Source organism: Brachyspira innocens ATCC 29796, from assembly GCF_000384655.1.
GTDB lineage: Bacteria > Spirochaetota > Brachyspiria > Brachyspirales > Brachyspiraceae > Brachyspira > Brachyspira innocens.
Genome location: NZ_ARQI01000111.1, coordinates 37,904 through 52,799 on the forward strand (window position 1 = coordinate 37,904; position 14,896 = coordinate 52,799).

The 14,896-nt window shown below is 28.1% G+C and carries 12 protein-coding genes, 2 tRNA genes and 1 other RNA gene; 6 read left to right on the forward strand and 9 right to left on the reverse strand.

The window, feature by feature from the left end; all coding sequences use genetic code 11:
• Positions 1 to 33: 33 nt before the first annotated feature.
• The 6 genes from ffs to F811_RS0107905 form a co-directional block, all read right to left on the reverse strand.
• Positions 34 to 128, reverse strand: an RNA gene (ffs, locus tag F811_RS16365) — signal recognition particle sRNA small type.
• Positions 129 to 162: 34 nt separating this feature from the next.
• Positions 163 to 248, reverse strand: a tRNA-Ser gene (locus F811_RS0107885).
• 13 nt (positions 249 to 261) lie between these two features.
• Positions 262 to 335 (reverse strand) — tRNA-Arg (locus F811_RS0107890).
• A gap of 96 nt (positions 336 to 431) precedes the next feature.
• Entirely contained in the window at positions 432 to 1,175 is a 744-nt protein-coding gene (locus tag F811_RS0107895; RefSeq protein WP_020004709.1) for a hypothetical protein, read from the reverse strand.
• A gap of 22 nt (positions 1,176 to 1,197) precedes the next feature.
• Positions 1,198 to 1,635: a ribosome silencing factor gene (gene rsfS / locus F811_RS0107900; RefSeq protein WP_020004710.1), complete on the reverse strand. Its 438-nt coding sequence runs from the start codon at positions 1,633 to 1,635 to the stop codon at positions 1,198 to 1,200.
• Positions 1,619 to 2,848 (reverse strand): LCP family protein, encoded by a 1,230-nt coding sequence (locus tag F811_RS0107905; protein ID WP_020004711.1) that lies wholly within the window; start codon positions 2,846 to 2,848, stop codon positions 1,619 to 1,621. The genes rsfS and F811_RS0107905 overlap by 17 nt, the downstream gene beginning before the upstream one ends.
• A 358-nt stretch (positions 2,849 to 3,206) precedes the next feature.
• Here F811_RS0107905 and F811_RS0107910 point away from each other — a divergent pair, with 358 nt between their 5' ends.
• Genes F811_RS0107910 through rpiB form a run of 5 tightly spaced genes read left to right on the forward strand, consistent with a single transcriptional unit; the run spans position 3,207 to position 6,847 of the window.
• Complete coding sequence (locus F811_RS0107910; RefSeq protein WP_020004712.1) at positions 3,207 to 4,187, forward strand: hypothetical protein; 981 nt, start codon at positions 3,207 to 3,209, stop codon at positions 4,185 to 4,187.
• A 13-nt stretch (positions 4,188 to 4,200) separates the two neighbouring features.
• Entirely contained in the window at positions 4,201 to 5,184 is a 984-nt protein-coding gene (locus F811_RS0107915) for a hypothetical protein (protein WP_020004713.1), read from the forward strand.
• 60 nt (positions 5,185 to 5,244) lie between these two features.
• Entirely contained in the window at positions 5,245 to 5,730 is a 486-nt protein-coding gene (gene msrB, locus F811_RS0107920; RefSeq protein WP_020004714.1) for a peptide-methionine (R)-S-oxide reductase MsrB, read from the forward strand.
• Positions 5,731 to 5,759: 29 nt separating this feature from the next.
• On the forward strand, positions 5,760 to 6,365 hold the full coding sequence (gene msrA, locus F811_RS0107925) for a peptide-methionine (S)-S-oxide reductase MsrA (RefSeq protein WP_020004715.1): 606 nt from the start codon (positions 5,760 to 5,762) through the stop codon (positions 6,363 to 6,365).
• A 32-nt stretch (positions 6,366 to 6,397) separates the two neighbouring features.
• Positions 6,398 to 6,847: a ribose 5-phosphate isomerase B gene (gene rpiB, locus F811_RS0107930; protein WP_020004716.1), complete on the forward strand. Its 450-nt coding sequence runs from the start codon at positions 6,398 to 6,400 to the stop codon at positions 6,845 to 6,847.
• Between the two features lie 523 nt (positions 6,848 to 7,370).
• Here rpiB and F811_RS0107935 read toward each other — a convergent pair.
• Positions 7,371 to 8,987 carry a CTP synthase gene (locus F811_RS0107935; protein ID WP_020004717.1) on the reverse strand — a complete coding sequence of 539 codons (1,617 nt, stop codon included), beginning with the start codon at positions 8,985 to 8,987 and terminating at the stop codon, positions 7,371 to 7,373.
• A 304-nt stretch (positions 8,988 to 9,291) separates the two neighbouring features.
• On the opposite strand from F811_RS0107935, the gene F811_RS0107940 reads away from it, so the two are divergent.
• Positions 9,292 to 9,693, forward strand: a complete 402-nt coding sequence (locus F811_RS0107940) for a hypothetical protein (RefSeq protein WP_245555845.1) — start codon at positions 9,292 to 9,294, stop codon at positions 9,691 to 9,693.
• 645 nt (positions 9,694 to 10,338) lie between these two features.
• Here the strand turns inward: F811_RS0107940 and F811_RS0107945 are convergent.
• Positions 10,339 to 11,928, reverse strand: coding sequence for an ankyrin repeat domain-containing protein (locus tag F811_RS0107945; protein WP_020004719.1), 1,590 nt, complete (start codon positions 11,926 to 11,928; stop codon positions 10,339 to 10,341).
• Between the two features lie 788 nt (positions 11,929 to 12,716).
• Positions 12,717 to 14,896 (reverse strand): periplasmic flagellar collar protein FlcA (gene flcA, locus F811_RS0107950; RefSeq protein WP_020004720.1); only part of this gene is annotated, 2,180 nt, incomplete at its 5' end.

A 14,896-nucleotide genomic window follows, 5' to 3' on the forward strand; every position in this document is an offset into this window, starting at 1 on the left:
ATTAAAAATATTTTGGTATATAAAAAAAGCCCCTTATAACAGGAGAACTAGCACCCAGTTGGGTTGACTTACCGTTGCTTCCTTCCGAACCTGGCGGATTCATCATCAACTGCCGTAGAACCCCGTTATAAGAGATGTATAAAATAAATAAAAACATATATACGGAGAGAGTGGGATTCGAACCCACGGTACTGTTACGTACACACGACTTCCAATCGTGCTCCTTCAACCAGCTCGGACATCTCTCCTGATTAATTTAAGCGTGCCTGAGAAGATTTGAACTTCCAACCTTCAGAACCGCAATCTGATGCTCTATCCAATTGAGCTACAGGCACTTAAATATTTTAGTTTAAGAATTATAACATATTTAATATTTTTTTGCAAATATTAATTTACTTTATTATTATATATTTATTATATATTATTAACTATTAATCAAATAATCCGTCTCCGAATTTTAATCCCAACTGAACTCCAAAATCAAATGAAGCTAAATTTCTGCTGTCTACCATAACAAGCTCAGCACCGCGTAAATCTATACCGAAATCTGTACCAACATAAGCCCCAAGTAAGATGGCAATGTCTTCATGAACATAAAAAGAATAGTCAAAAGTAAGTTTAACATAAGTCATAACAGCATTTTTCATAACTGTATTCATTTTTGAAGCATTATAATATCCGTAAGTTCTTGTAGCTGTATTATCTTTTGATATCTCTGTAGAGTGCGTAAGATATAATGGAAGTTTTACACCTACACCTAAACCAAATGCAAACTTCTCATAATGAAATTTAGGAAGTATTCCTATAGATAGATTTTCAAAAGTATAATATTCTTTTACCTGAACTTTTACATTATTTTCATCATAAGAACTTGATAATCCAAAAGAATCATGAGCGTATCCTAAATCAAGAAGCAAACTTATACCCTTATCTCCGTCTGTTATCAAATATCCAGCCTGCAAATTTACACCTGCATCAAATCCTATTATTCCGCTGCTTTTTCTATAATTTTTAATATAATCTTCAGTAGCCTGAGAAGTATTAAAACTAACATTATAAAAACTAAAACTTGCCCCTATTGGCACCATAATATTAAACTGCCATCCGCTGTCAGCAAATGATAATTTAGCAAATACCAACATAATAGATAAAATAATGAGTGTAATTTTTTTCATAGAGATACTCCTTAATAAATAATTATACTAAATCTATTTTTTTAGCTTCATGCCACAATTTATCCAAGTTATAGTACTCTCTTCCCTCTTCAGTAAAAATATGCACTACCAAAAAACCATAATCGCTTAAATACCAAACAGCCTCAGGATCATTATCATTTTCAGCATAAGGCAAAACACCATCTTCTTTTAATTCTTTATAAACAGCATCAGAACCAGCTTTCATCTGCGGAGATGAAGAAGCCGTTGCCAATATAAAATAGTCTGAAAGAGTTGTTACTCCGTCTAAATCAAGAATTGTAATGTTTTCAAGTTTTTTATCATCTAAAGCCTTAGCTGCTTTTAAAGTTAATTCTTTAGCTTTTTCTCTGTCTATAAATTTCTTTTTTTTAGGCTTGGATTTGTTAGAATTTAATTCATTATTGTTTTCATTATTAATATTATTATTGTGTAATTTCATAGTAATCATTCCCCAAAATTAATACTGCATTATTTAATACTCTTCTGTCAGTTTTAGCATATACTCGGCTTACCCTGCCCTCATTTGCCACCATAAATGCCTTCTCTATCTGACCATCTCTTATAAGTACAACACTTTCATTCAAGTTGGTAGTAAAATTGCCGTACTCTCCTGCTGCAAATCCCCTATAACGCATTCTTATATTTATTCTGTCGGCAAGACCTGCAACCGTAGTGGCATTAAGTACTGTTAAACTCACATCTTCATTAGTTAACTCGCTTTTCTGAGTTTTAAGCTCAACATATAATGTTAAATCGTCCATCTGTTTAATAAAAGCACTTCCTTCAAATATAGGAGTTAATACCCCATTATCATCCAGCCTTGCATCTATATTTTCTATAACTAATGTTCTTTCATTGCTGTTTGAGAGTATATCTAAAAATGCCTTCATATCTGGAGGTCTTAAATTGCTTTTTACCTTTGAAGCTATAGCTTTACGCATATCCTTAGAATGAAAAATATTTCTAAGCTGAGGACTCTGTATAAACCCTATCATAGAATTAATTATTACATCTTCTAATCTGTAAAGCGTTTCTATATCGCTGTATCCGTTCATTTGAAGATAATGCAGATATGATATTACTTTACTGCTTGTAAAAAGCCACTCGCCTATACCAAATGAAAGCTCGTATCCTTTCTCCTCGTCTTTAAACTCAATAGGCTCTTCAACATACATTTTCACACCGCCTATCAAGTCTATAATATCAGAAATTTGATTATTATCAATAGCAATTCTGTAACTTATTTTTTTATCAACGGATGTTTCTATAGCCCTAAAAACAGCATTTTCTCCGCCGTTTTTATATAAAGTTTCTAATGGTACAGGAGGCGAATCCTTACTATTTTCCCATAAAGCTATATTACGCGGAAGCCCTATCATACCTATCCTATTATGAAGACTCGATATAATACCTACATAAGCTCCGTAAATTTCTCTGTCATCATCTATAAATAATACCGCAAAATATAAAGGCTCATCATTCTTTTTTGCAGTATTTAATTTACTAAAGAAAAAGTAATAAAATATAAAACCAAATACAAATACGATAATAATAGCTGAAAAAAATACGAGTATAGTGGCTTTTTTATTTGCCTGACTTATAGTTCTAAGAGCTTTATCATCATTAGTATTATTTTTTTTATGTTTAGTCATCAATATATAATATATTATGTTAATTAAGTTGTCAAATATATTTTAATGCTAATTTAAATACTATACTCATTTTTAAACTAAACTAATAAATAATTATACTGTTTTAATTTTTAGTATTTTTTAAAGCATTGTTATAATAATAAACTGCATTAATATTTTTTATGTTAACTCTATTGAAATTGTTATACTTTATACTATAATAATAATAAAATACTTAAAGAGGAAATCTAAGTATTATGAAAATTTTTAGGAAAATATTTTTTATTTTTGGAATACTTTTGTCATTAATATCTATAAACGCATTAATGTCATACCGTGAACCAAAAAAAGAGAAAGAAATAACAAAAGACTATTAAATATGTTTTTTTTAAGAAGTAAAATTGTATTATCAATAATACTAATCTATAGTATTAATATTTACTCTATTACACTAACAATACTTCCATTTACATCAGAAAATGAAGAGTGGATAAATGAGTATAAAGTAGATGACGGAATACCTAGAGTTTTGCAGGATTCCCTTATAAACACAAAAATGTTTGAAGTTACCGACTATGACCTGTTAGTATCCTATTTTAGCTCATATGATATAGTACTTTCATACAAATCACTAGTAACTAATCTTCAAATAGCTTCAGATTTTGTTAAAGAAACTTTTAATTCAGATTATATCATAACTGGCGAAGTATTAGACTTTAATTTGAAAAAAGGCGGAAAAGATGTAGCAAATGTGAAGTTTAGAGTAAATTTACTAGATATAAACTCATTAAGAACTATAAAATCATTCACTGATACAGGAACTTATACACTTCCAAACAATAGTATGGTATATTCTGCCGAGGACGCATTATTTAATGAAACTGCTTTGGGGAGAGCTTCAGATATTGCTCTTAATAAAACAGCATTAAGTATATCCGATTTTTTAGGAAATCCTCCATTAACAGGTATTATAACAAGAATAGAAAATAATCAGATATATATAAACTTAGGTAAAAAAAATAATATAAAAAAAGGTGATGAATTTAATATATACAAGATAGAAAAAATACTAGAAATGCCAAGTTCAAGTCAAATAAATATCATAACTAACATAAGCAACAGCCCTAAAATTTCAACACAAACAAATCAAATAAACAGAAGCTATATGTCAGTAAGAACAAATGAAAAAGGTGATGTTTGGTATACTAGTGAAATGCTCTATAAATATAGATATTATAAAAATGCTGAAAACTTTATAGCATCTGCAAAAGTTATAGAAACTTATGAGAATTTTGCTATATTAGAAAGTGAATATTATGATAAAATAGAACCTATGATGATAGTGAAAGTTAAAGATTAGGAGCATAGATATTATGATAACTAAACAAAATGTAGTTTATAATGAGATTGATAAAGAAGATTATTATATTTATATAGATCAAAAAACTAATAAAGGTATATTTACTCCGTACTATAAAGGAAGCTGGAATAGTTTTTTATACGATTTTAAACTAGATATTTGCAGAATATTTCATAAAAATGCTAGGTCATACTCTATTATAGATCTGTCATTAGATGGTACAAAAATAATGACTATATCTGTTACAAGCGGTGATTCTAAAAATAATATATTTAAAATAATAGAAATAGGTACAAATAAAGTATTATTAGAAATAACTGAATGGTATGTATATGAAGCATATTTCACTGCAAATGAAAGATATATTTTCATGAGAATTAAAGATGGAAATATTATGAAAGTATTTGTATATGATATTCAAAATAAGAAAATTATGTATTTATTAAAGGAACATATTTTTATTAAAAACGGCTGTTTTGATGAAAAAAGAATTATATTTTCATATCCTTCAATATCAGAAAATAGAGTGATATATCATTTAAACTTTAATTCTCTAACTGAAACAAAAGAATCTATTGGATATGCGGAAATAAAAGTATCTAAAATTTTTAATGCAGAAGGAAAAGATCTGCTTTTAATGGATCATGATGAATCTATTTCACTTTACAGCAATAAAAAAATTATATGGAAAATACAATTTTTATCATTCCTTAATCATTACAGCGGAGGATTTTTTTACCTCAAAGAAGACAATAAAGTATATTTAGACACTCCTGCAATAATACAGGAAAAATTATCAAACACTCAAATTGAAAGTATGGTGCTTTACAGAATAGATTCATATTCTGGTAATATAGAAACTATTCAGCTTCCTGCTAAAATTAAATATAAAAAATTTACTCATATGTTTGATTATAAATTAATAGATACTTCTGGAAATATTTTTGATATAAAAGACAGAACGGCTTATAGTTTTCCTATAAAAACACATAGATAAGCACATATAAAATAAATATAAAATTAATTTTAAAAAGGATAATTAATATCAATAACTGCTATGAAAAAATATATTTTTTTAATTATTTTAATATTTATAAGCATCATTTCATGTGATGAAGAGAATAATATTAATAATATTGATGATAAAAAATACAGTACGGCTGACTGCTCCAAAACTCTGTCTGCTCAAGAATATCATGTACTAATAAATAAAGGTACAGAGCTTCCATTTACAGGAGAGTTATTAAATAATAAAGAAGACGGAATATATACATGCAAAATATGCGATACTCCTTTATTTCATTCTGAAGCAAAATTCAATTCTGGTACTGGCTGGCCTAGTTTTGATGATGCTATAATAGAAAATATAAAATTACAAAAAGACGGAAACAGAGTTGAAGTGGTATGTGCAAATTGCGGCGGACATTTAGGACATGTATTTTATAATGAAGGATTTACTGAAAAAGAAACAAGGTATTGCATAAATTCTGTTTCTCTTAATTTTATAAACAAATTCACAAATGAAATCTCTACAAATAAATAAAATAAATATAAAGATTATAGGAGAATACGATGATAAAAAAAATTATAATAACAATCTTATCTTTATTATCAGTAATATCCTGTTCTCAAAAATTAAACAGCCAAAATATTAATAATAAGGACGATGATATGACTAAAACAGAAATACCAAATAATGTTAAATATGCATATTTTTCTTCAGGCTGCTTTTGGGGAACAGAATATTGGTTTGAAAAATCTAAAGGTGTCATTTCGGTTGTAAGCGGATATGCTGGGGGACATAAGGCTAATCCTACTTACAAAGAAGTATGCACAGGCCTTACAGGTCATTTAGAAACTGTTAGAGTATGCTACGACCCAGAAAAAACAACATACGAAGAGCTTGTAAAACTTTTCTTTGAAACTCATGACTTTACTCAAAAAAATGGTCAGGGTCCTGATATAGGCTCACAGTATCTATCTGCTATATTCTATCAAAATGAAGAAGAAAAAGAAATCGCAGAGAAATATATAAAAATGCTTAGAGATAGAAATTATGATGTGGCTACTACATTAAGAGAGTATAAAAATTTTTATGAAGCAGAAGACTATCATCAGGATTATTATGCTAAAAAAGGTTCTATGCCTTATTGTCATTTCTATACAAAATTATTTTAATTAAATACCATAAATTAAAAGGGAATAAAATTATGAAAATAGCTATAGGCGGAGATCATTCTTCTATAGAATTGAAAAAAGAGATAATAAAATATTTAGAAGAATTAGGACATGAAGTAAAAGACTTTGGAACTTATACTTCTGAAAGTGTAGATTATCCCATATATGGGAAAAAAGTTGCTGATGAGGTAGCAAGCGGAAGATATGAAGGCGGTGTTTTAATATGCGGAACTGGTATTGGTATATCATTAGCAGCAAATAAAGTCAAAGGTATAAGGGCAGCAGTATGCAGTGAGCCTTATTCTGCTAAACTTTCCAAACAGCATAATAACTCTAATATAATAGCATTTGGTGCTAGAGTTGTAGGCGTTGATTTGGCTAAAATGATAGTAAAAGAATGGCTTGATGCTGAATATGAAGGCGGACGTCATGCTAGAAGAGTTGGGCTTATCACAAAAATAGAGAATGGAGAGGAAATTTAATTTTTTATAAAATATATGTGTTAAGTTTAATTTGATTATGTTTTTGTGTAACAAATTTTTTGATTAGTAAATATAATAAAGTGTATGCGTAACAAGTATACATTATTTAATTTAAAATATTTTCAGGGCTTTGCCCTTACGAAGTACACAGAGTGACCATGATGTGTGACGTAGCCCCAATTCTTTTATGACGTCTGTCCACCAATGCCGAAGGAAGTACCGTTAGGTATGGTTAAAGCAAATCCCGCTTTCGGCGAGAACCATACGCTGTACAGCTCTGTGTGTCATAGAGGCTAAATAACTACATTTGACGAAGTCCACTAAAATATAAAATTCTAGTGATTGCGTTTTTCACGAAGCGTATCCGAAGGATAAAAACTTTGGTGAAGCCCACAGAGTGTGTGCGGTAAAAAAGTTGATAATTTCTATATAAAGTGCATCCGTTGACAAACTTAAAAATTTTCAGTATATATAAGAATGGCATGCTAATTTTAAGCATGCCAATTTATAAAAATGTTAATTTTTAATTTCTAAATTTTTTAGCTGCATCTATAAATCCAACAAACAAAGGATGAGGATTAGTAATTCTCGATTTTAATTCTGGGTGGAACTGAACACCTATCATATATGGGTGATCTTTTACTTCTGCTATCTCAGCTAAATTTCCATTTTTTAATTTTCCTGTAATAATAAATCCAGCTTTCTCCATTTTTTCTACATAGGCATTATTAAATTCATATCTATGTCTGTGTCTTTCACTTATTGAAGTTTTTCCATATAATTTATGTGCCAAACTTCCTTCTTTTATATCGCAGTCAAAAGCTCCAAGACGCATTGTACCGCCTTTTAAGATGTTTTTTTTCTGCTCTTCCATAAGCGTAATAATAGGATTTTTAACATTTTCATTAACTTCTATAGTATTAGCATCTTCAAGTTTTAATACATTTCTTGCAAACTCTACACTCATAAGCTGCATACCCAAACATATTCCAAAATAAGGTATTTTGTTTTCTCTAGCATATTTAATAGCTTCTATTTTGCCTTCAATTCCTCTCTCTCCAAACCCGCCCGGTATAATTAGTCCATGAACACCTTTAAAATATTTTGATATATCGTTAATATCTTCCAAATCCTCAGCAGATATCCAATCTATATCAACATTAATATCATTATATATTCCGCCATGATTTAATGCCTCTGTTAAAGAAATATAAGCATCTTTCATAGAAACATATTTTCCCACTATAGCAATCTTTACTTTGTCATTCTGTATAGCTATGTTTTTCTGCTTACATACTAAATCAGTCCAATTAGTTAAATCTATTTTAGCAGTCTCTAATTTAAAATGCCTGCATACAACATCAGAAAGCCCCTGAGCTTCAAGCATTAAAGGCACTCCGTATATATTAGGCTCATCAAAATTTTCAAACACATTCTCTTTAGGAACATTACAGAATAATGCTATCTTTTTTTTATGCGATTCCTGCAAATGCTGACTGGTTCTGCAAACTATAATATCTGGTATAATACCGCTTTGCATAAGTTCTTTAACACTATGCTGAGTAGGTTTTGTTTTGATTTCCTCTGAAGATTTTATAAAAGGTATTAAAGTTACATGTATATAAAGTACATTATCCTGACCTAACTCAGTTTTTACCTGTCTTATAGCCTCTATATAAGGAAGAGATTCTATATCTCCAATAGTACCTCCTATCTCTGTAATCACTATATCTGTTTTTTTAGTATCATTTTCTCTGTATATTCTTCTTTTTATTTCATTAGTAATATGAGGTATAACCTGAACAGTCTCTCCTAGGTATTTACCCTCTCTTTCCATATTTATAACATGCTGATATATTTTACCAGTTGTAACATTGCTGTATTTATTTAAGTTCTCATCTATAAATCTCTCATAATGCCCAATATCCAAATCCGTTTCCGCTCCGTCATCAGTAACAAAAACTTCACCATGCTGAAAAGGACTCATAGTACCTGGGTCTACATTTATATACGGGTCAAATTTTTGTATAGTTACACTTAATCCCCTAGCCTTTAAAAGTCTTCCTAGTGAAGCTGCTGTTATACCCTTACCTAAACCAGATACAACACCGCCTGTTACAAATATGTATTTAGTGTTCATATAATCCTCTAATTTTTATTTTTTATTAAATATAATAAAATCGCTATAACATTATCATAAATTATTATTAAATCAAGTAAATTTTGTATTATAATTAAAAGAATAAAAGTAAGTAAATACGATTAGAAGTAATGATAATTAAAAAAATTATTTAATTATTAAAAATATTGAGTAAAAATCAATTAATTATAATTTTTTATTTAACGATAGTTTATTTAAAAACTAAAATATATTAATATATATTATTATGAAAAGTAAATACAAAGTAATAAAGTATAAAATCACTCTTTTTTTTATAGGATTTATGTTTCTATTTTCAGCACTGATGATTATTTTTCTTAATATAAGATTTAATCATAATAACAGCAGTATAATAAAAATTTATGCCAATATAGAAAGCATAAATCACTATGAATATGGCACTATTAAAAAAAGAAAATTTGCAAATATAGTTTACAGTTTCGTATACGAAGGAAAAAATATCATACTTACAAATTCATATTTAGAAGATAATAATAATAATTTATTGGTTAATTCAAAAACAGAAATATTTTATGACACTAAATCTGGAACCATTATAAATGAACCTAATAAATACACATTAATTTTGGCTTTTATATTTATATTTTTAGCAATAGTCATAATTACATTTGCTTTTAAATTGAAACAAAATAATATATATGTATCGCCGAAACTATATAAATAAATTTTATTATGCTTTTATTATTGCCAGTGATAAACTAGCTTATGACTAAAGTTATCAATTACTATTTTATAACTTTAAAATATAGTTATAGCATTTTTCTCTTTATTTATATACCTAAACAATTATAATTTGTCAAAATTAGTTTTTATATTTTTATTATTTTCAGGGACTAGCCATGCGAAGCACACAGTCCCCCCACTTCTTTTGCGACTGTAGGAAGTCTGTGAGCAAAGGAAGTACCGTTAGGTATGGTATTGCCACATACGAAGTACGCCTCACTCTGTGTGCCGTAGGCAAGCGAAGGCGGGAAAAAGAACAGTTAAAAATTGACAAACTTAAAAATTTTCAGTATATACTAAAAATATGAAAAATAAAAATATTGACTTAAACTTATAAGAGAATTAAGAGGATTGAGTATAAAAGAAATAAAAAAATTATGAGCATCTGATAAGTTTACTTGTCAGATATTTTCAGCGAATAATTTTTTATGTATATATGTATAAAAAAATTATGAGCATCTGATAAGTTTACTTGTCAGATATTTTCAGCGAATAATTTTTTATGTATATATGTATAAAAAAATTATAATCAATAAAAAACAAAGGGCTTTAAGTTAACTAAAAAACTAAAGACCTTTATTATTTTTTATTTATTGTATTCTTCTATTAACTTACTAAAGAAACTTCTTTCTAAATCAATAGCTTTTATTCTGCTGGTATGATTAAATTTACTAGCATCTCTCTTATAATTATAATAATGCTCTTCTTCTTTTTTGTTATTGTCTGATCTATTATACTTTTCCATAGAAAATTTATCTAAATAAAAATCATTATTATCTATTATAAATGTATAATAATATGTACCGTCATCTATTGCTTCTATTGTGACATAATTTCCTGATGAGGCAATATCATAAGTTTGTGAGTAGTCATCATTTTGCATTGGATAAAAGCCTGTTATAAACTCTGCTTTATTTTCATTGTTTTTATCTCTTTTCCATATAGTTACATAATTAAAATATTTATCGCTTACTTCAAAATCATATACATATTTTTCCATTGATATAAGATTTTCTACATATTCTTCATTTAATATATGACTTTGTATTAAAATATATTTTTCATTATTATTTGTAAATTCAATTTGTGAGGCAGGTGAATAAATATAGCTAGTATCTGCAAATTTAAAAGTTTGAGATATTTTATTTAATATTCTTATCATCAAATCTTCATTGTTGTTTCCAGTGATAACAGTATTAATTAAATTTGTAGGACTTAAAACAGGAAAATTTTCCATCAATACAAAAGATATATGGCTATCATTATGGATACTTTCTAATTCTTCTGTATCTTGAAAGCAGTGAATAGTAATATCCGCATTTTTCTCTTTTAAATAATCCATAATATCATACTTTTCATAATAGGCACTATACATTAAAGGAGTTCCCACATAACCATCGCGAATTCTGTTTATGGAATTTATATCAGCACCAAGTTTTAAAAATAATATTACTAAATCCAAATTATCAGCTAAAATAGACTGAAATAATAAATCGCTTTGTAATTGATAATCTATATCAGAAAAATAATAACCTGCAGATTCTAACTTTTTAATCAATTTTGATATTAAATTATAATTATTATTTTTTAAGTCAATTTTATTATATACTGTATTATAATCAAAATTAACTCCGCTATCTAATAAATAATCTATAATCTTATCAGTATAATTATAATCTAATATTCTAGTATCATCTAAACTAATGCCAAGTTCAACAAGCCATTTTACTAAATCATTATAAGCATAATTTCTATAGTCAAGTTTCTGCATTAGAGTTAATATGCTGTTTCCATCTTCATCTTCGCTGTTTATACCTTTCAAAAGTAAATCTTTAATATTCTGCATTCTTTGTTTTTCTTCTTCTCTTCTTTCTTTTTTGGAATTATCAGATATTCCATAATTTGATAATTCTGTGTCAATGGTTTTGTATAATATTTCGTCAATTTCTTCTTCTGTATATGGTTTGATAGGATATATATTTTTAAATTCTATTTTTTTATTTCTTGCTGGAGTTGTTTGCTGATTTATAATTTGATTTGTATTTTGAGTGGTATTGTTAGTGATTGTTATGTTTGTATTGTTATTAACTTTCGTATTGTTTTGTGTGTTATTAGATTTATTATTATTGCAGCCTACTATAATACTTAAAGCTATCATTAATATAATTTTTTTCATAAAACTTACTTAAACTTCCTCATTAATTTTTAAAAATTAAAAAATATTCTTGGAATTATATTAAAAATTCCTAAGTTTGTCAATTTTTTTTATTCAACTTTTTCCCGCCGCAAAAGTTGCAAAAAGTGCAAGCCTAAAAATAATACTAAATAGTACTAAATAGTACCATTTATGTTTTATATGTAAACAAATTATTGAATTTAGAATAAAATAACTGCTGGATGTGCCTGCTTCTTTGTAGAAATACCACAGGCACTTCCTAAAGTGGGGTGCGAAATGACTGTGTGCTTCGCAGCAAAACCCTGCAATATTTTAAATTAAAATATTTATTTTTTGACAAATTATAGTCGTTTATGTGTATAATAATTTATTTTTTAATTGTCAATTTTATATCATTATATAATGATCCAAAATAATATTTATAATTTTAATATTGCGGCTTTGCCCCACATGTACATACTAAGTTATTTACGCCTGTAATAAATACCGTTAGGTACGAATTATCACAAATAACCATACGCAGTAAAACTCATTATGAGTGCTGTATGCAGAGAAAAAATTCATTTTAAGAAGTACGCCTTTATGTGAAGCTTGAATTTTAGAAATTACCATACATTTAATAATCACCAACGTATAAATCTAATAGTAGTGTTTTTCGTGAAGTAAAAAACAAATAACTGTAATAATTTTATAAAAAGTTTTGAAATAAGTTTAAAGTATATAATTAAATTAAAAGCAGGACTTTATTACACTAAGCCCTGCTTTTAAATTTATGCAAACTTTTATTATTATCTTATATAATACATATCTTTAGGTATATAATCATCTATAACAGTAGTTTCTTTTAAATTTCTTTTAGCCTGCATAGACATAATATTGTATGTAGCAGCTCCAATATTTTGGTCATCAACTAATACAGTTCTTTTTTCTGCTCTTTCCAAGTCTATATTAGAGGTTCTAATCTGGTCAAAATATTCGCTTGCCAAAACAAAATGTTTAAATGCCTGCTGCTCATTAACTACAGTATTTGTAACAGCTGCATTATAAGCATAAGAAACACCTATATTGTTATAAAGGCTAGCCAAATAACTTATAAGTATAAAATCCCTCTCTGTACGCATTTCCAATCTTCCCAAACTGCTGCGTTTAGATAGTACCTGACTTAAAGCATTTCTATAAAAACCATTAGCTAAATTAGCTCTATCCAAATGTAAAAGCGAATTACCTAAAGCATAAGATACTACGCTGTTGCTAGGGTTTTTCTGAAATAATGCATTGAATCCTTCAAAAGCACTGTCATATTCTCCGTCTGAATAATATATCCAAGATAAATTATAAAGCAGCTGATCACTTCTAAGGTTCGGAGCTAAATTATCATAAGCCATCTGATAATACTGTTTGGCTTTAGCATAATCTTTATCTTTATAGAAGTAAACATTACCCAAATTATAATTAGCGTCTGGATATACTTCATTAATAGCAAGTGCCTCATTAAAGTTTCTTACAGCATTTCCGTATTCTCCCAAATTATAATATATCTGACCTAACATATTATAAACATACTCTTTACCCTTATTAAAAGGATTAGACTCATATAAAGGCAATGCTGCTGTATTAAGAAGTTCCATAGCTCTGTCATAATGTTTTAATCTAGTTTCATAATCTGCATATCCCACTATAGATTCCAAATTATTAGGATAGGCTGTTAAAAGTTTTTCAAACAATACTCTTGAGCCGTAGAAATCATCTTTATCAAGCAAGTACTGAGCCAATTTAGGATAAACTTCATCATCTATATATCCAGGTTTTAATAGCTCTATATGATTTTGCAAAGCTTTTACATGATCATAATTATCCTGATATATCTTTATAAGCATACCTCTCTTTCTAGGTACAACACCGTCTCCAAAGAAAGTAATCATATCAATATAATTAGTATAAGCTATATCATAATACTGAGGTTCTAACATATTTCTTGCTCTGCTTATCATAAGAAGACCGCGTTCATCATATATAGTTTCTTTTTCTTTCTTCTTACTTGTATAAGCAAGCATATCTTCATATAGTTGTTCACCCAATACATAATCTTCTTCTGATAATTCTTTCTCTCCTTTCTTTCTGTAATAGTATCCGAATGTTATTCTAGTTTCAAAATCTCTAGGCTTAATATTTAAAGCACCTTGTATTTTACTGAAAGCATTATTAAAAGTTTCTCTGTCAATATAGGCTCTGGCATATTTATTATACCATTTTATTTGTTTTGGTTTAAGTCTTTCTCCTTCTGCAAAATTACGTTCTGCCTCATCATAAGCTCCGTTTGATATACTTACAAGTCCTTGTTTATAATATTTATTTGCCATTACTGGTTTATAAATAAATTGGAAAGAGAGTATTACCAAAGCAACAAAAAGTACCAAAAATACTGCTGCAACTCTTATTATTCGTCCGTAATCTTTTAATGAATTTGGTATAGGTATAAGATCTATTACATTTTTTCTGCCATCTTCTTTTATTCCCAAACCTAATTCTTTATTTAAAAGCTCTGTAATATTTTCACTGGATTCGCCTCTCTCTAAAGCATTGAGCAGGGTTTCCATTGAGTCTTTATCTATTTTCTCATTAAGGATAGTATCCAAAACATGATATTGTGTAAGAGGAGAAAGGTTTTTAATGGCACTTATAACTTTATCCTTATCTATATCCTTATCAACATCATCATATTTTGAAGCAGGCAAATTATCAGCAGTTTCAGGGGCTGGAAGAGATGTACCTCCTTCAACTATATTAGAAACAGCATTATTTGAAACCTCTTCTTTATCCAAATTATCTATATCCAAATCTAATCCATCATCAGCATGTTCTTCTTCTTTTTTAAATTCATCTTTTTTATTATCTTCTTCTGATTTACTCTCGATAGGTTTTTCTTCTTCTGCATCGTCTAATGATAAATTATCCAAATCCAAATCAT